Here is a 20,012-nt window from a genome sequence, read left to right on the forward strand (position 1 = left end):
AGAAGCACGGGAAAAGCCGATGAGAATGCGTCGGCTTTTTTCCTTTGGTGGGAGAGGCAACATCTAACAGGTTAACAGTGAAATTTACGCGCAAACTATAAAGGAAAGGGGGGAATGAGCATTGAAAAAAATGACGTTATCAGTGCTTTGCGCGACTGTGCTTGTCAGTAGTTTGACGGCTTGTGGAAATACAACAGGTATGGAGTCACAACGTACGCGTACACAGATGGATGAGCGTATTGTCGACGGTGATCGTGCTTATCCGTACGATTATAATGCAGGGTATAAACGTAATCGAATCCAAAATAATCAAGGGACATCCAAATATAGCCGAACAATCCGAGATGACGTAGGGATGAATACGAGTCGTACCCGTGCATATCAATATAAGAACGGCGCAAGCGATGGCATACGGGCAAAAGTGATACCCGAGGAGCGGGGTATTACTGGGAATAATCGTGTAGGTATGGTGGATGAAGACGGATTTATTAACAGAATGGGGCGGAGAGACAACCGTGGCATGATGTTTCAAGGACAAGGATACAACAAGCGAGGTCATCATCGCGCCACACAACGTATGAACGAAACGCCGTTGCAATATCATCGTGATTACTATGGCAAAGAAGTGCGCCGCATCACAGAAGAGGTTGAAAAAATTGATGGGGTTATAGAAGCGCGTGTCATGATCCATGGCAATGATGTTGTTGTTGGATACGTGCCAGATGATGGTGATGACGGTGTGCATGCACGCGTGAAAGCAGAAGTAGCACGCTTAGTTGGTGAAGACAAAAATGTGACGGTCACATCTGATGATTACGCATTTTCAACATTGCGGAAAATGGACGACCAATTGCGTTCTGGAACGGCATTTGAAGAAATGGAAGACACATTTACCGATATGCTTGACGACATGCGTGATATGTTAAGGCAACCGATGCGTTAAGGTCTCATAAATCAACAAGATGGTTTGGCGCAAGAACCTTGCGTCAATCCATCTTGTTTTTCAGTACTTCTTTTAGCTTACAACTAGCGTAGACACCATCTCTGTGTGACCTGTGCCACACGGGATACTACAAATAATTTTGTATTCGCCGGGTTCTAACGTTGTTGTGACGCTGTCGTCGCCACTAATCTCAACATCTGTTCCCTCAATCACAACCCCGTGGTGTCCCTCTGTATTTTCCAATGTAATGGTGACTTCTCCAGCGGGAACCTCGTATTTTTCTTTGTCAAAATTCCAATTCATTGCGCGAATCGTTAACACTTCATCTGCTTGTTTCGTCTCATTCGCTGGCTCAGTCGTTTCATCAGCTTTGTTGCTATTTCCGCAAGCGACGAGTGCCAATAGGCATAATGGAATGAATAACTTTTTCATTGCTTTCATTGTTTACACGCTCCTTTCTATCCTTTGTTTCCATTTTAATAGGTTTTATACGGTGGTAATAAAACATTTTGTGAAAATGATGTGAAAACTGTTTTGTATTGAACATGTTGTCAGGGTGACGGAATCAGATCGGTATGATAAAATAGAAATGGATGTTCGTCTTTAGAGAGGAGCGAATTGATGATTGATTACATAAAAGGAACCCTTGTGAAAATAGCGCCTACATATATCGTTGTTGATGTTGGCGGCGTTGGTTACCAAGCACATTGTGCAAATCCATATCGTTTCTCGCAATGGATTGATACAGATGTAACGATCGCTACATATCATTATGTGCGTGAAGATAGTGAGCGACTTTTTGGTTTTCAAACGGAAATGGAACGAGAATTGTTTGAGCAATTGTTGAATGTATCTGGGATTGGCCCTAAAGGGGCGTTAGCGTTGCTTGCGGCTGGCGAGCCTACTGAAGTTGCGCGTGCGATTGAAGCGGAAGATGAAGCGTTTTTAGTGCGTTTTCCAGGTGTAGGGAAGAAGACCGCCCGGCAAATGATTTTAGACTTGAAAGGAAAAGTGAGCGTGTTTTTAGAGGCAGGCGTGCCACTTCCTGGAGAGGATGCACACACAACTGCAGAGACATCTGAAGCGTTGATAGATGCACTTGAAGCATTGCGTGCCCTTGGATACAGTGAGAAAGAGCTGAAAAAAGTTAAAAAACAACTACAAGGAGAAGGGTTGTCAACGGAGACGTATGTACGTCGGGCGTTACAAATGATGCTGAAATAAGCATATACAAGGAATGAATGATTTATAGTAAATGTCATTTCTTGTATAGAAAGGAGTGTCTCTGAATGGAGGAGCGGCTTGTCACCGGGACAGCGAGTGAACAAGAAGAGCGAAATGAAACGCAGTTACGCCCACAAACGTTGGCTGATTACATCGGACAGGAAGTTGTTAAACAAAACTTGTCTGTATTTTTAAAGGCCGCGCGTATGCGCAAGGAAGCGTTAGACCACGTGCTTTTATACGGGCCGCCGGGGCTTGGCAAGACAACACTAGCCGCGATTATTGCCGCGGAAATGGGTGGAGAGTTACGGGTCACATCGGGACCGGCAATTGAAAAAGCGGGTGACTTGGCGGCGGTGTTAACGGCACTTGAGCCGGGCGATGTTCTATTCATTGATGAAATCCACCGTCTTAACCGTGTCGTTGAAGAAGTGCTCTATCCGGCAATGGAAGATTTTTGTCTTGATATTGTCATTGGGAAAGGACCGACCGCTCGTTCGGTAAGAATAGACTTACCACCGTTCACATTGGTCGGGGCAACAACGAGAGCTGGCATGATTTCTTCACCATTGCGAGACCGATTTGGCGTTTTGTTGCGGTTGGAATATTATCAACCGGAAGAGCTCATACAAATTGTGACGCGTTCAGCGAGGGTGTTTGGCGTATCGTTAGCCGAAGAAGCGGCATTAGAAATTGCTCGTCGTTCACGTGGGACGCCGCGAATTGCCAATCGGTTACTGCGCCGAGTCCGTGATTTTGCGCAAGTACAAAGCGATGGAACGGTGACATATGATATCGCGTGCAGCGCCCTAGAAGCGTTGCAAGTGGATCCTCTTGGACTCGACCATATTGACGACAAATTGCTAAGAGGGATGATGGAGAAGTTTTCTGGCGGGCCGGTCGGTTTAGACACCATCGCCGCAACAATTGGCGAAGAGTCAGACACGATCGAAGAAGTGTATGAGCCGTATTTGTTACAGATCGGCTTTGTGCAACGCACGCCAAGAGGACGCGTTGTGACAAGACAATGTTACGCCCATTATGGATTACAACCGCAGGAAGATGCACATGGCTAAAGTCATTATTGCAGTCGGAGTGGCGCTCGTAGTTGTCGGTTGTATTTGGTTGCTCGTTGACCGCTGGTTGCCACTGGGACGGTTGCCAGGTGACATTGTATGGAAAGGTGAACGAACGACCGTCTTTTTTCCCATTGTGACATGTATTATTGTTAGCATCGTGCTCTCAATCGTCGTGTCACTTCTGCGTCGTCTGTAAGACTTGCGCTTCTGATGACTTCTGTGTATGCTAGGTAAGGTTGAAGGAGACGATGATAGAAGGTGATGGCATGAAAGTAGAAGCATTCGATTTTGAACTACCAGAAGAATTGATCGCGCAAACACCGCTACCAGCGCGTGCGGATTCGCGTTTACTCATTATAGATAAAAATACGAAGGCACTCACAGATACAACCTTCACAGCAATTGTAGATGAACTCATGCCAGGCGACTGTTTAGTATTGAATGACACAAAGGTGTTGCCTGCGCGTTTATTTGGCGCAAAGAAAGATACAGGCGGCGCAGTAGAAGTACTCTTATTAAAACAAGAGGAAGAAGATGTGTGGGAGACGCTTGTCAAGCCAGCGAAACGCGTGAAGGTGGGGACCGTGCTCACGTTTGGAGAAGGGCGTTTGCAGGCAACTTGTACAGCCGTGTTGGCGCACGGTGGTCGGATGTTTTCTTTCTCATATGATGGCGTGTTTTATGAAATACTCGATGAGCTAGGAACAATGCCGCTACCGCCATATATTCGTGAACGGTTGGATGAAGCTGATCGCTATCAGACAGTGTATGCGAAACACCGCGGTTCGGCAGCAGCGCCGACAGCTGGATTACATTTTACCGAGACGTTGTTAAAACAAGTGGCAGAAAAAGGTGTCTCCATCGCTTATGTCACGTTACACGTCGGATTAGGCACATTTCGACCGGTGAGTGTTGAAACAATTGAGGCACACGACATGCACGCTGAATATTATGAAGTGTCTCAGGAAACCGCAAATGTCCTCAAAGAGACGCGTACAAATGGCGGACGCATCATTGCCGTCGGTACGACGTCGGCGCGCACGCTAGAAACAGTTTATCGCGATCATGGCGACTTTGTTGCTTGCGCAGGTTGGACAGATATTTTTATTTATCCGGGTTATACGTATCAAGCCATTGATGGTTTGTTAACAAATTTCCATTTGCCAAAATCTACACTTGTCATGTTGGTAAGTGCGCTAGTCGGAAGAGAAGCGTTACTTAGCGCATACAAACATGCAATTGACGAGCGTTATCGCTTTTTTAGTTTTGGTGATGCGATGTTTATTAGACCTTAATGATAGGAGAAGAGAACCATTATGGCAGCAGTGACATATGAATTAATTAAAACATGTAAGCAATCGGGTGCGAGGCTAGGACGGGTACATACACCACACGGGTCGTTTGAGACACCGATGTTCATGCCGGTTGGCACGATGGCGACGGTGAAGACACTCAGTCCAGAAGACTTAAAAGAAGTCGGTGCCGAAATTATTTTAAGTAATACGTACCACTTGTGGTTGCGTCCTGGAGAAGACATTATTCGTCAAGCTGGGGGACTGCACAAGTTTATGAATTGGAACGGTCCGATTTTAACGGATTCTGGCGGTTTCCAAGTGTTTAGTTTGAGCAATTTAAGAAAGATCACCGAAGAAGGTGTGCAGTTCCGTCACCATCTCAGTGGAGAGAAACTATTCCTTTCGCCAGAGAAAGCAATGCAAATTCAGCATGCGCTCGGCTCTGATATTATGATGGCATTTGATGAGTGTCCACCTTATCCGGCTGAATATGAGTACATGAAAGCATCGGTTGAGCGAACGACGAGATGGGCTACGCGTTGTTTAGAGACACACGAACAATCAGGGCAGGAAAAGGCGCAAGCATTATTTGGGATTGTACAAGGCGGAGAGTATGAAGCCTTAAGAAAACAAAGTGCAAGTGATTTGACAGCAATGGATTTTCCGGGTTATGCTATAGGTGGACTGTCTGTTGGCGAACCAAAAGATGTCATGAATGAAGTACTCGAGTTTACGACGCCATTGTTGCCGACGAATAAACCTCGTTATTTAATGGGGGTCGGCTCACCGGATTCGCTGATAGATGGCGCTGTGCGAGGGATTGACATGTTTGACTGCGTGTTGCCGACACGAATTGCGCGTAATGGGACATGCATGACAAGTAGTGGCCGTTTGGTCGTGCGAAATGCTGCTTACGCGAGTGATTTCCGTCCACTTGATGAGCAGTGCGCGTGCCATGTATGTCGAACGTATTCTCGTGCGTACATTCGCCATCTCATTAAATGTGAAGAAACCTTTGGGTTCCGATTAACGTCGTATCACAACTTGTATTTTCTTCTCAACTTAATGAAGCGTGTTCGCGAAGCGATTCAAGAAGATCGCCTGCTCGATTTTCGGGCGGAGCTTTTTGAGCAGTATGGCTTCAACAAAGAAAACGCACGGAATTTCTAGCGTAATCATACAGAAAGGAGGGAAAAGAATGGATCAGTTAGGTATCTTTGGCGCGTTATTGCCATTTATCGGGATCATTGTTGTGTTTTACTTTTTGCTTATTCGCCCGCAACAAAAGCAACAAAAGCGTGTACGTGAAATGCATGCATCACTGCAGCGTGGGGATAAAATTGTGACGATTGGTGGTTTACACGGGGTGATTGACTCGATTGATGAAAACGTCGTTGTCTTAGTTGTGAATGACAATCGAAAGCTTACATACGATCGTTCAGCGATTCGTGAAGTGAAGTCAGGGTCGTAGGAAATAAAGATGGTGAAGTGAGAAGGCGACTGCATTTCTGCCTTTTAAGGACCATTTAAAGTCATGAAGAAAGAGCTGTCTCGAAGTCGATCTATTGACTATGAGACAGCTCTTTGATCTGTTGATTTCATTCATAAAATTAATATCACTACCGTTTCAAACGGCAATCATGTCCCTTGCATTTAAATCGAAAATATATCCTATTGTAGCTTGACAGAGCGTTATAGCAACTTTAATTGATTTAGAAACTGGAGCAAGTGGATCGACACGTAAAAATTCAAATATACCTGCTGGCACCACTCGGTTTTATGTGTATCTACCAATTTTACATACTTTTCAGTTATCATAGAGAAAGCACCTCTTCTTTGTGGTATTGGGTTTTGTCAACTCTATTATACCTACAAGAAGTGGTGCTTTTCATGTTTCAAGTACTGATGTCAAGGAGCATATTTCATAGGCCGGCAGGCCTTGTTATAACTGAAACTCGAAGCATTTTTTGACTGCGAAAGTTGATTTAATAATATAAAAATTATAGATTATTCTATTTTTATAATGACAATACTTGCATAATCGGGTCTTCTTCCTACAAGGTTACCAGTTAACATATCCACATCGTTACCCGCAGAAGCAGCATTTTCAACTGCAATCATATCACCTGCATTTAAATCAAATATATCCTCTATTGTCGATTGACCAGGCGCTCTAGCAGGTTTAATTGACCTAGATATTGGACTAAGTGGATTACCAACTGAAAATCCAAACATCCCGGTTTCACCATCGGCTACTGCCATTGAGGATGAGACGTAATATCTACCAGCTAAATTCACTATAAATTCGTTGTCGGGTGGCCCATTCCAGGTAATATCTGGAGAGGAGGAACCAGCCAAATTAAAGTTGATTTGATCGCCAGGTGCGAGTGTTACCGTAGTACCACTATCTGCAAAACGACTTGTAGAAGCAAGCGACATAACGCCAGTAGGTCCAGTGGCACCAGTGACACCCGTAGCGCCAGTAGCCCCTGTGGCACCAGTAGGTCCAGTAGCGCCTGTGATACCGGTAACGCCAGTGGCACCAGTAACACCAGTAGCCCCAGTGACGCCGGTGGCACCAGTAACACCAGTAACACCAGTAGCCCCCGTAACGCCGGTGGCACCAGTAACACCAGTAGCCCCCGTAACGCCGGTCGTCCCAGTGACCCCAGTAATGCCAGTAGCCCCAGTAGCCCCAGTCGCGCCAGTAACGCCAGTGACCCCGGTCGCACCAGTTGCGCCAGTAACTCCCGTAGCGCCAGTAGCCCCTGTGGCACCAGTAGGTCCAGTAGCGCCTGTGATACCGGTAACGCCAGTGGCCCCGGTAGGTCCAGTAACGCCAGTAACGCCAGTAGGTCCAGTAGCCCCAGTAACACCCGTTGCCCCAGTAGCGCCGGTGACGCCGGTCGCCCCAGTAGCCCCGGTAGGTCCAGTAACGCCAGTAACCCCTGTGACGCCAGTCGCGCCAGTAACGCCAGTGACCCCGGTCGCGCCAGTCGCGCCAGTAACTCCCGTAGCGCCAGTCGCACCCGTCACTCCGGTAGAACCAGTGATCCCGGTCGCCCCCGTAGCGCCAGTGGTCCCAGTAACGCCAGTAGCCCCAGTGACCCCCGTGACGCCAGTAGGTCCAGTCGCACCAGTAACGCCAGTAGGTCCAGTAGCCCCAGTGGCCCCCGTAACACCAGTCGCTCCGGTAACGCCAGTCGCCCCAGTGGCTCCTGTGGCGCCAGTCGCCCCCGTGACCCCAGCCCCTGTCGGCCCAGTGGGCCCTTGTGTACCAAGTTGTTCCCATGGATTCCAAGTCGTCCCTGTGTCATCGGTCGCGCTTCGTACATAGATGGTTGGGTTGCCAATAAGCAATTGTAAAATGGATGTTGTCGGTCCCGGAGTGATCACAGAAACATACAATGTCCAGATTGGGCTGGTAAAGCCAAGCGGCGCGTTCGCAGGTCCACCTGCATCTCCATCAGAACTGTAGACCCCTTCGGTGATAAACAAATTTAAATCACTACCGGATGGCACTTCTTCATACGGAAAAGCACCGACATCTTCCGCATCTAACGTCAAACTGCCATCTGGTGCAGCGGTGATACCGTTGATGTTTTCGATCCCACCAGGAATATCCCCAATGGTGAGCACCACATTCCCACCAGCATCAGGCAGAATGTCATTGACTGCAGCCACGCTACCGGCTGGGCCAGTAGGGCCAGGCGTGCCTGTGGGTCCGATCATGGTTGGAAGATTGGCAGCGGCCTTCATTTTCGATTCAAGAATAATTTCTTTCTTGAAAATCGTGTCAAGCATATCCGCCGTGCTGTCATTAACAGCTAGGATTTCCTGCAATGTTGCTGGTGGTCCGGTAATACCAGGCAATGTCCCTAAGGCGTACTGGATCTTCTCTCCTTCCGCATTGATAATGTGTGCCAAACCCATTTCTTCCATTGCGATCGATGCAAGTAGTAAATTGACGACATCGTCGCGGTCAAGGGTAATATCGGGTGTGAAATTTGGCATATTCGGTTGAGACATTTGAATCCTTCCTTTCGTAACATAGTTTTGGATACTTCTTGAACATGAAAATGAATATTCTATATAGCGTATGTCTTTTTTTTTTTTTTTTGATTGGGCATTATGGTATAAAAAGTAAGAGGGGTCTATGTATATATAAGGAATTAAGGAATGAAATAACCTGAATCATATTAACTGCGTTCACCTAGAAAAAAAAGCGGATTACAGCGATATGCAGCACATAAAATCTTTAATTCCTTGTATATAGCAAGAAGATGACGAAAAAAAGCTACTTGAAAGTGGCAAGTAGCCTAAAAGTAACCCGATACAAAGTGCGATTTTTGTATGATCGCCTTACTGACTAGATAAATTGACGCCGATCATGCCACCTAAAGCAGCAACGGCGACATACACTGCATGAAAAAGAAGCTGTTTACTACTAAAGGTGGTGTTGTAACCTAAATAGCTAATGAGAAAGACAAGTCCAGAGAAAAGGATTGCAACGAGTCCACCAGCGATCCATCCCTTTGCATTTGCTTTTGCACCTGAGAGAAAGCCACCTATAAATAAAGATAGTAATGCAGTAGGCAACATGAGCCATTCAATCGAGTGTTCAGTCAGGCTCGTGAGCGACAACAACGTGGCCAAACATAAACTAAATAGTAAGATGATGATACATGTGACCACAGTACCGAATAAAACAGCTGGAAAAAAGCGGTTGCTTGTCATATCGTAAAACTCCTTTCGTGTAACGTTTTATATCATGCTTATTCAAAAAGTGGGACAAAGAGAACTGGAGAAATCTACACATGATGAAAGCATGAAAGTTTGGGTATAGTACGAGTAGCATGGTGGTGTGAAATATGGAGTGGGGTGACAGTGAATGGTAATCTTTTCGTTACTTGTATTGATGTTCGTCATCATTTGTGCACGGCGACTTTTTTTGGTGCAAACAGATGATGTAGCCGCTCGTGACAGTAAAGAGAAATGGGTACGCTCGTTGCCATTGATTGTAGATGGGTCAATTGAGCATACACATTTACAACGTTTGAACAAAAATGAGTTTTGGTTACGACAGCAATTGCGACGTTTTGGCTATCGAGACATTAAAAACATCTCTTATTGTACAATGAAGGGTAAGAACCGCTTCTTTGTCGCAGAACGTATCGCATGCCATGACAAGGAGTAGCAGTTCCAACTTTACTTTAAGATTTTGCTAAATAGTGGTAGCTGTTTCAGTTCTTCTTTTTTAATGAGACGTAGGAAGAACATGCCGAGAATGTAAAGACATGTGGTCAAACAAATGGCACTTAAAGTCGCAACGAGTGGATGAGAAAATGTTTGTAAAACCATTGGTTGTAGCAGTGTAGCAGCGTAGCCGACAATAAAAATAAGCATAGAGAGCTTTATAACGGCTCGCGCATTGATGACAAATCCGGTTGTTTTTGCGATCGATGCAAAATGTAAGACAGAGACAAGGACAAACCCAGTAACAATTGCCAGTGCTGCGCCCATAATGCCTAAGCTCGTGTGTGTAGAGAGGGCAAAAATTGCGGCGGTTTTAATGACAGCACCAAATAAACTGTTCATCATGGAGACTTTTGCATAATTGAGTGCTTGTAGCGCAGCTTGTAATGGACCTTGGATATATAAAAACAAGGCAAAAGGCGCCATAATTTTTAGCATGCCCGCTGCTTCTGGCGCATCGTACATGAGTGTCATTAAGTCTGTGGCAAATACATACAAAATGATGACGCAAATCCCACCAGAGAGCAGTCCGATACGTAATGTTTGTTCGAGCCGATAATGGATGAGGGTCGTATTTTTTTTTGCCGCAGCTTCACTCAAATTAGGAAGTAGTGATACGGACAATGCATACGTAATAAAGCTAGGTAACGTCAGCAAAGGAACGACATAGCCGACAAGTAGCCCGTACTGACTCGTGGCGACACTCGTCGCAATGCCAGCGATTGCCAAGCTTTGAGCGACGACAATCGGCTCAAAAAACAAAGAGACGGTTCCAATTAAACGGCTCCCTGTTGTCGGAAGCGCCGTGAATAATAAAGCTTGGCACGTGTGTTTTCCTCCTTTAACTGCGGAGACAAAGCGATGCCGAAACCGAAATGATTTATGATGTTTAAACAAATAAAGCATATAAAATAAAGAAGCAAGCTCACCTAAAACGACAGATAACATTGCGCCTGCAGCAGCATATTCCAAGCCAAGTGGGAGAAACGCTGTGGTGAGCACAGCGACAAACGTAATACGAACAACTTGTTCAATGACTTGTGAGTAGGCAGTTGGCTTCATATTTTGCCGACCTTGAAAATAACCTCTGATGACAGAAGAAATGGCGACAATCGGTACAATGGGTGTAATCGCAATTAACGGGTAAAAGGCTCGGGCATCTGTCAGTAACGTATTAGAAACAATCGGGGCGAAGGCAATCATACTCGTTGTGAAAATGACGCTAAGTACAGCAGTGATTGCTAAGGAAACCGCAAGAATTTTTTTGACACGCTGCCTTTCTCCCCTTGCTTCTGCTTCGGCGACGAGTTTGGCAATCGCGACTGGTAAGCCCATTTGTGTTAACGTCAAAATGAGCAATAGTGTCGGTACAGCCATCATATACAACCCAACACCTTCAGAGCCGAGTATGCGTGCCATAACGATGCGATTAATAAACCCGAGTACTTTTGTAATAAAACCAGCAGCAATTAAAATGAGTGTGCCCGTTAAAAATGTTTGTTTTGTCATGATCGGTCCTCATCCTTTTCCTCATTTTCTAATCTCTGGCCCCTGACTTCTGTACTCTGTATTCATATGTATGCTGCTGCGGGACAGACATGACAAGCATTGTTGCAGCAATCTGGACTGTACATGTCTGTTGCATTGCGCTATACTGAAATTTGTACAAACCGCATTACTTATAGGTCGATAAGGTGGTAAGGAATGGATCCGATCACGTTTTAATTTTTAACATTTGTAACATTGGGGGAAGGTGTGACGATGGGAGAAAAGCAACAATTTGATGTGTGGCAAGAGGAAATCATGCCTGCACTGCACTGTAAGTTAGAAGAGTTTCATGACTTGGGTTATCGTCACGTGCAACTGCAAGATTTATGGGAATGCCTTATCACGAGTGAACGCAAAAAGAAATCATACGTCCCGTTTTACGCATTTGTCGATGCGTGCTTGTCGATGCGTCCACAAGATTATATGACATGGGTCACGATGAAGTCGTATCAAGAACCAGCTGATTGGCAACAAGCTTGGGCAGAGGTGACAGGACAACAAGCGGAAGCTCGCGCTGGATCATTGGCTGAAGAAGCATACAAATAGTCAGCCCCGTCATGACATCGTAGATAGAAAGGAGTTTTATACGAGATGGCAGTAAAGAGAACGAAAATTTTATTATTCTTTGTGATTGTCGCGCTATGTGCGGCGGGTATTGCGTATACCGCGAAGCCAGTCATAAAGGATGTCAGCCTTGGTCTTGATTTACAAGGCGGTTTTGAAGTGCTTTATGAAGTCGGACCGCTTAAAGAAGGCGACAAAATTAATGAAGATGTGATGCTCGCCACAACGACAGCGCTGAATCAGCGGGTGAATACGATCGGGGTGTCGGAACCGATTATTCAAATCGAAAGTGACAACCGGATTCGCGTTCAGCTTGCGGGTGTAAAAGATCAAGAACAAGCAAGAGAGTTGCTTGCGACAGGGGCGCATTTAACGATTCGTGACGTCGATGACAATGAACTGCTTGATGGTAGTGATCTCGTGCAAAATGGGGCGAAGGGTCAACTGCACCCGGAAACAAGTGCGCCAATTGTCACGTTGACTTTGAAGGATGCCGACAAATTTGGTGAGATTACGAAAGAGATCTCTTCTTTGCCACCGCCAAATAATATGCTTGTCATTTGGCTCGACTATGAAGAAGGTGACAGTTACAAAGAGGAAAGTAAAAAAGTTGAGAGTGAACAAAAGTTTCTATCGGCGGCGTCGGTTCGGCAACCGATTTTTTCCACTAGTGTTCAGATTGAAGGTGGAGATTTCACAACAGAATCAACACGGCAACTAGCGGAGTTGTTAAATGCTGGTGCACTCCCGGTCCAATTGGATGAAGTCTATTCCACGTCTGTCGGTGCGTCCCTCGGTGAACAGGCGATGAAACAAACAGTTTTTGCTGGGATTATTGGTGTAGCCTTAATCTTTGCTTTCATGGTGATATATTATCGTTTTCCGGGTGTCGTTGCGGTCATTACATTGTCTGTGTACACGTTCCTCGTGCTCGTCATTTTTAATGCATTGAATGCCGTGTTGACGGTGCCTGGCATTGCGGCACTTATTCTTGGGGTCGGGATGGCAGTTGATGCCAACATCATTACGTATGAACGGATGCGCGAAGAATTAAAAGCTGGACGATCGATGTTGTCAGCTTTCAAAGTGGGTGGGAAAGATTCATTTTCCACAATTATGGATGCGAATGTCACGACATTGATTGCTGCTGGTGTGATGTTCTACTTTGGGACAAGCTCGGTCAAAGGGTTTGCAGTCATGTTGATCATTAGTATCGTCGTGAGCTTTGTAACAGCTGTATACGGTTCACGGTTATTACTGGGGTTATGGGTCAACAGTCGCTTTTTAAATAAGCGTCCACGTTGGTTTGGTGTGAAAGAAGGTGACATCAATGGGCTTTAGTCCAGAGAATTGGAACGTTGATTTAACGAAACATCGAAAAAAGTTTTTTCTTGGTTCGATCGTTGCTGTGCTGCTGGGTATTCTTTGCTTGTTTACGCTCGGGTTGAATCTCGGTGTGGACTTTGAAAGTGGTTCAAATGTAGAGGTGCAAGTGAATACGTCATTGACAGAAGAAGCATTAAGGGAAGATTTTAAGCAAATGGCGCTTGCGCATGAACCGCGCAACATGACAATTGGTGGTGACCAAAATCAGGTTGCAAATGTTCGGTTCATTGAGCCACTTTCAAAAGAAGATATTTCTAAAGTCCAATCCTACATGAAAGAGAAGTACGGTGAGGTACCGAATATTAGTACCGTTTCTCCGCTTGTTGGAAAGGAATTGGCACGAAATGCATTGATTTCCGTATTAATTGCTTCTGTAGCCATCGTGTTGTATGTGGCTGTGCGTTTTCAATTTCTTTATGGTATCGCGGCGATTGTTGGGTTGCTTCATGATGCGTTCTTCGTCATCGTCTTATTTAGTTTGTTTCAAGTAGAAGTGAATGTCCCATTTATTGCGGCCATTTTGACCGTGGTTGGTTATTCGATTAACGACACGATTGTCACATTTGACCGGATCCGCGAGAATGTGAAGAGAGAAAAGAAAGAAAAGCCAATTGAAGATTTCAATCATCTCGCACGTATTGTTAATAAGAGCTTATTGCAAGTCATTACCCGTTCTATAAACACGATGTTAACAGTGTTGTTTGCGGCACTCGCGCTCTTTATTTTCGGTAGCGAAGCGATCCGTTCTTTTTCACTCGCACTGGTGATCGGATTAATTGTCGGTACGTATTCATCCATGTTTTTATGTGCGCAAATGTGGCTTGTATGGGAGTGGCGTCGGTTAAAAAGACTCAAAGAAAAACCGCCACAAGAGGAAGAAATGATTTAAACGCTAGCATAGAGGGGGGTGCGAAAAAGTACCCCTCTTTTTCTCTTTTTTTAACCTGTTTTTCTCATTGGACACGTGTTTATTCCTTCTGTATAATAAGAGGGTCGAGGGGGATACATAATGTTGCAATCTACCGCGAAATGGCGGATATTAGCGCAAGATGATGAACGAGTGGCAAAGTTGGCATCGTCATTATCGATATCAATGTTGGTAGCGCGTTTGCTTGTGCAACGCGGCATTCATACAGTAGAAGCGGCAAACGTCTTTTTACAAAAAGAGACACCCGCTTTTTATGATCCGTACTTATTAAAAGGGATGAAAGAAGTTGTAGAAAGAATTTGCGAGGCACGTGATCAAGGTGAGAAAGTATTGGTGTTTGGTGATTATGATGCGGATGGCGTCAGTGCGACGGCACTGCTTGTGACGGCATTAAAAATGGCTGGTGCGAGATGTGATTATTATATTCCAAACCGTTTTACAGAAGGGTATGGTCCCAATAAACCAGCTTTAATAGAAGCAAAATCATCGGGTTATCAGCTCGTGGTGACAGTTGACACGGGGATCGCTGCAGTGGAAGAAGCTGCGTGTGCTAGTGAAATTGGGCTAGATTTTATCATTACCGATCATCATGAAGTACCACCAAAGTTGCCCGATGCTTATGCGATTGTGAACCCGAAGCAGCCGGGGTGTCCGTATCCATTCAAGGAACTAGCTGGTGCCGGTGTTGCTTTTAAAGTGGCACAAGCGCTGCTTGGAGATGACGCACTTGAGTTGCTAGATTATGCTGTCATTGGGACGGTTGCTGATTTGGTTCCACTTGTAGACGAAAATCGTTTCCTTGTAAAGAAAGGATTACGTGCGTTGGAAGCGAGTCATCGACCAGGTATTCAAGCGTTAAAAACGTTATGTGGTGCGAGGCAAAAAGAGGTCGATACAGATGTGATTGGATTTGGGATCGGTCCACGTCTCAATGCAGCTGGGCGTCTTGACTCAGCTGAGCCTGCTGTCGCGCTGCTTTTGGCAACAGATAAAGCGCAAGCCAAGACGCTTGCAGAGGAAATTGAGCAGTATAATCAAATGCGCCAGTCAGTTGTAGATGAGATGACAAAAGAAGCGATCATGCTTGTTGAAACGATGCAAGTAGCGGAGGTGCAACGTGTCATCATCGTTGCGAAAGAAGGTTGGAATCCTGGCGTAGTTGGCATTGTTGCTTCGCGTCTTGTGGAAAAATTTTATCGCCCAACAATTGTACTTAGTTTAGACAAAGAAAAAGGGTTGGCGAAAGGTTCTGCGCGTAGTATTGCTGGTTTCGATATTTTCTCAGCGCTTTCAAAAAATCGCGATCTCTTGCCACACTTTGGTGGTCATCCGATGGCAGCTGGTTTAACAATGGCATTAGCAGATGTGACAAGATTACAAGCGAGATTAGATGAATATGCGCAAGAAGTATTGACAGAAACCGATTTCACACCGACAATGGAGATTGACTTGGTTGCAAAAGTATCAGACGTCACCCTTGAGGTGACGCGCGAGCTGCAACAGCTAGCCCCTTTTGGTGTAGGGAACCGAAAACCACTCATGCTACTTACCCATGTGTCGTTAGGGGAGATGCGCCAAATTGGCAGCGAGTTAAATCATTTAAAATGTCAGTTTGTTGACGGAGACACCTCACTTGATGCCGTTGCCTTCCGCAAAGGTCATTTGTACGAGGAAATGACCCCTCAAGCGACGCTTTCTGTCGTTGGAACGGCGGAAATAAACGAATGGAATGGCCACGTGAAGCCACAATTTCTTATCAAAGATGTCGCCGTGTCGCACTGGCAACTATTTGACTGGCGTAGCATTCAAGCAAAGCAATTAAATACGAGACTGGCAGCACTTTCAGATGCGCCTGTTTTGCCCGTTGCATTTCAGTCAACGACGCTAGAACGATTACATTTGACGGTTGATGTGATTCATCATCAAGATGAACAACAATCTCTCAACGGTGCGTATATTGTTTTTCTTGACTTACCTGACAGTAGAGATGACTTCATTCAGTTTTTCCGACGTCATGAAGGCGTACCGCATCGTATTTATGTCGTGTTTTCTGAAGAAGAAGAAGCTTTTTTTCGGACGAATCCAAATCGAGAACAGTTTAAATGGTACTATGCTTTTTTACAAAAACGAGGCACATTTGCGGTTGGTGAATTAGCTAAAAAGTTGGAAGCACATCGAGGCTGGTCAGCAGAAACGGTTGCGTTTATGACGACAGTATTTGAAGAGCTTGGTTTTATTACTGTTGAGAGAGGCGTTGTTCGTTTTGTTTCTGATCCAATCAAGAAGTCGTTAGAAGATTCTCCAACCTTTAGAAAAAAGCAAGAACAAACATGGTTAGAGCAAATGTTTGTTTATGCGTCTTATGAACAATTAAAAACTTGGTTTGATCAAGTGATCGAACCTGCCCGAGTTAAAGAAGGAGCGAAGTAAGGATGAATTATAAAGATTATATTACAATTGTGGAAGATTGGCCTCAAGAGGGCATTCGATTTAAAGACATTACGACATTAATGCAAAACGGTCCTGTATACAAGAAGGCAATTGGTCAGTTGGTCACATTTGCACAAGAAAAGCAAGCAGATGTCATTGTTGGTCCAGAGGCACGTGGTTTTGTGGTCGGCTGTCCTGTTGCAACAGCGCTTGAGATTGGTTTTGTTCCTGTGCGTAAGAAAGGGAAATTGCCACGTGAAGTCATTAGCTGCGAGTATGGGTTAGAGTATGGAAAAGATTGCTTGACGATTCATAAAGATAGCATCCACCCAGGGCAACGTGTGATCATTACCGATGATTTGCTTGCTACTGGCGGGACAATTGAAGCGACAATTAAGATGGTTGAAGAGCTTGGTGGAGAAGTTGTTGGTTTAGCGTTTTTGATTGAACTTGCTTATTTGAATGGACGAAACAAGCTGACGCGTTATGATATTTTCTCTTTAACGACATATCAATAGTGCATTTAGGACTGCTTTGTGTACGCAAAGTAGTCTTTTTTTGATGTTTGCCCTTTACAATAGCCGCCTGTTAGCGGATAATGAAGAAAAACTTGTTAAATAAGTAAGGTGATTGTATGACTTTGGATCAAGTGCTGGAAAAAGCGCGTGCATATTTACATGAGGAGGATCTTCTTTTTCTTGAGCAAGCGTATGGGTTTGCAAAGTGTGCACATAGCGGACAATATCGAAAATCAGGGGAACCCTATATTTTACATCCCATTCAAGTAGCGGGGATTATCGTTGGACTTCAGCTTGATCCCAATACAATCGCAGCTGCTTTTTTGCATGACGTGGTGGAAGATACGGATGTCACTGTTGACATGTTAGAAGAAACGTTCAACGCGGAAGTGGCGATGCTTGTTGATGGTGTAACAAAATTAAAAAAGTTTAAATACAAATCAAAAGAAGAGCAGCAGGCAGAGAACCACCGAAAAATGTTGCTAGCAATGTCCAAAGATATGCGTGTGCTTCTCATTAAATTAGCGGACCGCTTGCATAATATGCGTACATTGAAATTTATGCCGCCACGTAAACAACGTGTTACATCGAATGAGACATTAGAAATTTTTGCACCGTTGGCACATCGGTTAGGGATTTCAACTATTAAGTGGGAATTAGAAGACACATCATTACGTTATTTAGACCCACAACAATATTATCGTATTGTGAACTTAATGAAACGTAAACGTGCAGAGCGGGAAGCGTATTTGTCAGATGTCATGGAGAGAATTAAACGCCAATTAGAAGAGGTTCATGTGACTGCGGAATTGTCTGGACGTCCGAAACATATTTATAGTATTTATCGAAAAATGGTTTTACAACAAAAGCAATTTAATGAAATATACGATTTGCTCGCGGTAAGGATTATCGTGAAGAATATTAAAGATTGTTACGCTGTGCTCGGGATTATTCACACTTGTTGGCGACCGATGCCAGGACGTTTCAAAGATTATATTGCGATGCCAAAAGCGAATATGTATCAGTCTTTGCATACAACGGTTGTCGGTCCAAATGGCGATCCACTAGAAGTGCAAATTCGCACAGAAGATATGCACCGGGTGGCCGAGTTTGGGGTGGCCGCGCATTGGGCGTATAAAGAAGGAAAAACACTGTCGGGCCCACGCTACTCTTTTGAAGATAAATTAAGTTGGTTCCGTGATGTCATTGAATCACAAACAGAGACAAATGACGCGCAAGAATTTATGGAATCCATGAAAATGGACTTGTTCTCTGATATGGTATTTGTGTTCACGCCAAAAGGCGATGTCATCGAGTTGCCACGTGGCTCAGTGCCACTTGATTTTGCCTATCGCATTCATAGTGAAATTGGCAACCGCTGTATCGGGGCAAAAGTAAATAATAAAATTGTGCCGCTTGACCACGAATTGAAAACAGGTGATATTGTTGAAGTCATGACGTCAAAACATTCGTATGGTCCAAGTCATGATTGGCTCAAAATTACCAAATCATCTCACGCCAAAAATAAAATTAAACAATGGTTTAAAAAAGAGAAACGTGAAGAGAACATTACAAAAGGGCAAGAAATGATTGAAAAAGAAGTTCGCGCGCGTTCCTTGGAGCCAAAAGAAGTATTGACCCAAGAGCACCTAGCAGAAGTGATACAGAAATTCAGTTTTGCTGGAGAAGAAGATATGTATGCAGCCGTTGGTTATGGTGGCATTAGTGTCAAACAAATCGTGAATCGTCTAACGGAGAAGTGGCAAAAAGAAAAAGAACAAGAGCATGAGCCGCAGTCTTTAGATGAGGCATTGAATGATATTCAGACTTTCTCTCCGTGTAAACGTAAAAATACAATTGGTGTGAGTGTTAAAGGTGTAGACAATGTGCTCATACGTTTGTCACGTTGTTGTACACCTGTCCCTGGAGACGAGATTGTTGGTTACATTACAAAAGGTCGGGGCGTATCAATCCACCGTTCAGATTGTGCAAATGTGACAGATGAAAAGACCCGCGCACGTTTGTTAGAAGTGGCATGGGAATGTCATGGTTCACAGACGAAGTCCTATCCAGTTGATATTGAAATTATTGGGTATGACCGTAACGGTTTGCTAAATGAAGTGTTGCATGTCGTGACGGAATCGCGGACACAAATTCAGACCGTATCTGGACGCTCAGATCATAAGCAGAAGCTGGCAACGATTGAAATGAGTATACTCATTTCAAATGTGGCCCATTTACAAAAAATCGTCGATAAGATTAAACAGTTAAAAGATATTTATTCGGTGCGTCGGGTGACACACTAAATCGGAAGTGAGAGATCAGAATTCGAGAAACGGGTACGGAGCAGTTTTGACCTGTCGTCTGGAAAGGGTGGTTGTATGCGTGTCGTTGTTCAGCGCGTCACACGCGGTTGTGTACGGGTCGATGGTGATGTTGTTGGGGAAATTGGTGCCGGTCTTGTCTTGCTTGTTGGTGTGACGCATCAAGATACAGAAGAAGATGTGGCTTATTGCGCAGATAAAATTGCCCATTTGCGTATTTTCAATGATGAAAATGACAAAATGAATGATTCTATTCTCACGCGTGGCGGCCATGTTTTGTCCGTATCGCAGTTTACGTTGTACGGTGATTGTCGTAAGGGGAGACGCCCGAATTTCATGCAAGCCGCAAAGCCTGACCAAGCCGCTTCTTTATATGATTTTTTCAATGAGAAACTATGCGCATACGGTCTACACGTTGAGACAGGTGTGTTTGGCGCAACGATGGAAGTGGAGCTTGTCGGTGACGGACCGGTCACACTCATCGTGGAGAGCGGTCTTTAGTGGGATAGAGAGTATT

At 44.7% G+C, this 20,012-nt stretch carries 19 protein-coding genes; 15 read left to right on the forward strand and 4 right to left on the reverse strand.

The window, feature by feature from the left end; all coding sequences use genetic code 11:
- Positions 1–130: 130 nt before the first annotated feature.
- Positions 131–943, forward strand: coding sequence for a YhcN/YlaJ family sporulation lipoprotein (locus NSQ26_RS02205; RefSeq protein WP_499719964.1), 813 nt, complete (start codon positions 131–133; stop codon positions 941–943).
- Positions 944–1,015: 72 nt separating this feature from the next.
- Here the strand turns inward: NSQ26_RS02205 and NSQ26_RS02210 are convergent, their stop codons facing one another.
- Positions 1,016–1,384, reverse strand: a complete 369-nt coding sequence (locus tag NSQ26_RS02210) for a cupredoxin domain-containing protein (protein WP_499718996.1) — start codon at positions 1,382–1,384, stop codon at positions 1,016–1,018.
- A 180-nt stretch (positions 1,385–1,564) separates the two neighbouring features.
- On the opposite strand from NSQ26_RS02210, the gene ruvA reads away from it, so the two are divergent.
- The 6 genes from ruvA to yajC all read left to right on the forward strand — a co-directional run bounded on the left by ruvA (position 1,565) and on the right by yajC (position 6,012).
- Positions 1,565–2,167, forward strand: coding sequence for a Holliday junction branch migration protein RuvA (gene ruvA / locus NSQ26_RS02215; protein WP_499718997.1), 603 nt, complete (start codon positions 1,565–1,567; stop codon positions 2,165–2,167).
- A gap of 65 nt (positions 2,168–2,232) precedes the next feature.
- Positions 2,233–3,243, forward strand: a complete 1,011-nt coding sequence (gene ruvB, locus NSQ26_RS02220) for a Holliday junction branch migration DNA helicase RuvB (RefSeq protein ID WP_499718998.1) — start codon at positions 2,233–2,235, stop codon at positions 3,241–3,243.
- Positions 3,236–3,442, forward strand: coding sequence for a DUF2905 domain-containing protein (locus tag NSQ26_RS02225; protein ID WP_499718999.1), 207 nt, complete (start codon positions 3,236–3,238; stop codon positions 3,440–3,442). Before ruvB ends, NSQ26_RS02225 begins: the two co-directional genes overlap by 8 nt.
- 70 nt (positions 3,443–3,512) lie before the next feature.
- The gene (gene queA / locus NSQ26_RS02230; RefSeq protein WP_499719966.1) at positions 3,513–4,541 is read left to right on the forward strand and encodes a tRNA preQ1(34) S-adenosylmethionine ribosyltransferase-isomerase QueA; all 1,029 of its coding nucleotides are present in this window, start codon (positions 3,513–3,515) and stop codon (positions 4,539–4,541) included.
- Between the two features lie 21 nt (positions 4,542–4,562).
- Entirely contained in the window at positions 4,563–5,711 is a 1,149-nt protein-coding gene (gene tgt / locus NSQ26_RS02235) for a tRNA guanosine(34) transglycosylase Tgt (RefSeq protein WP_499719000.1), read from the forward strand.
- Between the two features lie 28 nt (positions 5,712–5,739).
- On the forward strand, positions 5,740–6,012 hold the full coding sequence (gene yajC / locus NSQ26_RS02240; protein ID WP_090775681.1) for a preprotein translocase subunit YajC: 273 nt from the start codon (positions 5,740–5,742) through the stop codon (positions 6,010–6,012).
- Positions 6,013–6,548: 536 nt separating this feature from the next.
- On the opposite strand, the gene NSQ26_RS02245 is transcribed toward yajC, so the two are convergent.
- Both NSQ26_RS02245 and NSQ26_RS02250 read right to left on the reverse strand, forming a co-directional pair.
- Positions 6,549–8,570 carry a pyocin knob domain-containing protein gene (locus NSQ26_RS02245; protein ID WP_499719001.1) on the reverse strand — a complete coding sequence of 674 codons (2,022 nt, stop codon included), beginning with the start codon at positions 8,568–8,570 and terminating at the stop codon, positions 6,549–6,551.
- 333 nt (positions 8,571–8,903) lie between these two features.
- Positions 8,904–9,278, reverse strand: a complete 375-nt coding sequence (locus NSQ26_RS02250; RefSeq protein ID WP_090775679.1) for a TIGR04086 family membrane protein — start codon at positions 9,276–9,278, stop codon at positions 8,904–8,906.
- A 154-nt stretch (positions 9,279–9,432) separates the two neighbouring features.
- Here NSQ26_RS02250 and NSQ26_RS02255 point away from each other — a divergent pair, with 154 nt between their 5' ends.
- Complete coding sequence (locus NSQ26_RS02255; RefSeq protein WP_090775678.1) at positions 9,433–9,738, forward strand: YetF domain-containing protein; 306 nt, start codon at positions 9,433–9,435, stop codon at positions 9,736–9,738.
- 11 nt (positions 9,739–9,749) lie between these two features.
- On the opposite strand, the gene spoVB is transcribed toward NSQ26_RS02255, so the two are convergent.
- Positions 9,750–11,306 (reverse strand): stage V sporulation protein B, encoded by a 1,557-nt coding sequence (gene spoVB / locus NSQ26_RS02260; protein WP_499719002.1) that lies wholly within the window; start codon positions 11,304–11,306, stop codon positions 9,750–9,752.
- 252 nt (positions 11,307–11,558) lie between these two features.
- Here spoVB and NSQ26_RS02265 point away from each other — a divergent pair, with 252 nt between their 5' ends.
- The 7 genes from NSQ26_RS02265 (at position 11,559) to dtd (ending at position 19,996) form a co-directional block, all read left to right on the forward strand.
- Positions 11,559–11,891 (forward strand): post-transcriptional regulator, encoded by a 333-nt coding sequence (locus tag NSQ26_RS02265; RefSeq protein WP_090775676.1) that lies wholly within the window; start codon positions 11,559–11,561, stop codon positions 11,889–11,891.
- A 45-nt stretch (positions 11,892–11,936) separates the two neighbouring features.
- The gene (gene secD, locus NSQ26_RS02270; protein WP_499719003.1) at positions 11,937–13,250 is read left to right on the forward strand and encodes a protein translocase subunit SecD; all 1,314 of its coding nucleotides are present in this window, start codon (positions 11,937–11,939) and stop codon (positions 13,248–13,250) included.
- A complete protein-coding gene (gene secF, locus NSQ26_RS02275; protein WP_499719004.1) occupies positions 13,240–14,184 on the forward strand; it encodes a protein translocase subunit SecF in 945 nt (314 codons plus the stop codon). The genes secD and secF overlap by 11 nt, the downstream gene beginning before the upstream one ends.
- A 120-nt stretch (positions 14,185–14,304) precedes the next feature.
- The gene (recJ, locus tag NSQ26_RS02280) at positions 14,305–16,653 is read left to right on the forward strand and encodes a single-stranded-DNA-specific exonuclease RecJ (RefSeq protein WP_499719005.1); all 2,349 of its coding nucleotides are present in this window, start codon (positions 14,305–14,307) and stop codon (positions 16,651–16,653) included.
- Between the two features lie 2 nt (positions 16,654–16,655).
- Positions 16,656–17,171, forward strand: coding sequence for an adenine phosphoribosyltransferase (locus NSQ26_RS02285; protein WP_499719006.1), 516 nt, complete (start codon positions 16,656–16,658; stop codon positions 17,169–17,171).
- A 116-nt stretch (positions 17,172–17,287) separates the two neighbouring features.
- Positions 17,288–19,477 (forward strand): RelA/SpoT family protein, encoded by a 2,190-nt coding sequence (locus tag NSQ26_RS02290; RefSeq protein WP_499719007.1) that lies wholly within the window; start codon positions 17,288–17,290, stop codon positions 19,475–19,477.
- 75 nt (positions 19,478–19,552) lie between these two features.
- Positions 19,553–19,996 carry a D-aminoacyl-tRNA deacylase gene (gene dtd, locus NSQ26_RS02295; RefSeq protein ID WP_499719008.1) on the forward strand — a complete coding sequence of 148 codons (444 nt, stop codon included), beginning with the start codon at positions 19,553–19,555 and terminating at the stop codon, positions 19,994–19,996.
- Positions 19,997–20,012 lie beyond the last annotated feature (16 nt).

The organism is Bacillus sp. FSL W7-1360, assembly GCF_038592975.1.
In the GTDB taxonomy this organism is placed as follows: Bacteria; Bacillota; Bacilli; order Bacillales; family Bacillaceae_D; genus Shouchella; species Shouchella lonarensis.

Coding starts and splice junctions, on each gene's coding strand:
- NSQ26_RS02205 (WP_499719964.1), top strand. CDS start 131: ATGACGTTATCAGTGCTTTGCGCGACTGTGCTTGTCAGTAGTTTGACG.
- NSQ26_RS02210 (WP_499718996.1), bottom strand. CDS start 1,384: ATGAAAGCAATGAAAAAGTTATTCATTCCATTATGCCTATTGGCACTC.
- ruvA (WP_499718997.1), top strand. CDS start 1,565: ATGATTGATTACATAAAAGGAACCCTTGTGAAAATAGCGCCTACATAT.
- ruvB (WP_499718998.1), top strand. CDS start 2,233: ATGGAGGAGCGGCTTGTCACCGGGACAGCGAGTGAACAAGAAGAGCGA.
- NSQ26_RS02225 (WP_499718999.1), top strand. CDS start 3,236: ATGGCTAAAGTCATTATTGCAGTCGGAGTGGCGCTCGTAGTTGTCGGT.
- queA (WP_499719966.1), top strand. CDS start 3,513: ATGAAAGTAGAAGCATTCGATTTTGAACTACCAGAAGAATTGATCGCG.
- tgt (WP_499719000.1), top strand. CDS start 4,563: ATGGCAGCAGTGACATATGAATTAATTAAAACATGTAAGCAATCGGGT.
- yajC (WP_090775681.1), top strand. CDS start 5,740: ATGGATCAGTTAGGTATCTTTGGCGCGTTATTGCCATTTATCGGGATC.
- NSQ26_RS02245 (WP_499719001.1), bottom strand. CDS start 8,570: ATGTCTCAACCGAATATGCCAAATTTCACACCCGATATTACCCTTGAC.
- NSQ26_RS02250 (WP_090775679.1), bottom strand. CDS start 9,278: ATGACAAGCAACCGCTTTTTTCCAGCTGTTTTATTCGGTACTGTGGTC.
- NSQ26_RS02255 (WP_090775678.1), top strand. CDS start 9,433: ATGGTAATCTTTTCGTTACTTGTATTGATGTTCGTCATCATTTGTGCA.
- spoVB (WP_499719002.1), bottom strand. CDS start 11,306: ATGACAAAACAAACATTTTTAACGGGCACACTCATTTTAATTGCTGCT.
- NSQ26_RS02265 (WP_090775676.1), top strand. CDS start 11,559: ATGGGAGAAAAGCAACAATTTGATGTGTGGCAAGAGGAAATCATGCCT.
- secD (WP_499719003.1), top strand. CDS start 11,937: ATGGCAGTAAAGAGAACGAAAATTTTATTATTCTTTGTGATTGTCGCG.
- secF (WP_499719004.1), top strand. CDS start 13,240: ATGGGCTTTAGTCCAGAGAATTGGAACGTTGATTTAACGAAACATCGA.
- recJ (WP_499719005.1), top strand. CDS start 14,305: ATGTTGCAATCTACCGCGAAATGGCGGATATTAGCGCAAGATGATGAA.
- NSQ26_RS02285 (WP_499719006.1), top strand. CDS start 16,656: ATGAATTATAAAGATTATATTACAATTGTGGAAGATTGGCCTCAAGAG.
- NSQ26_RS02290 (WP_499719007.1), top strand. CDS start 17,288: ATGACTTTGGATCAAGTGCTGGAAAAAGCGCGTGCATATTTACATGAG.
- dtd (WP_499719008.1), top strand. CDS start 19,553: ATGCGTGTCGTTGTTCAGCGCGTCACACGCGGTTGTGTACGGGTCGAT.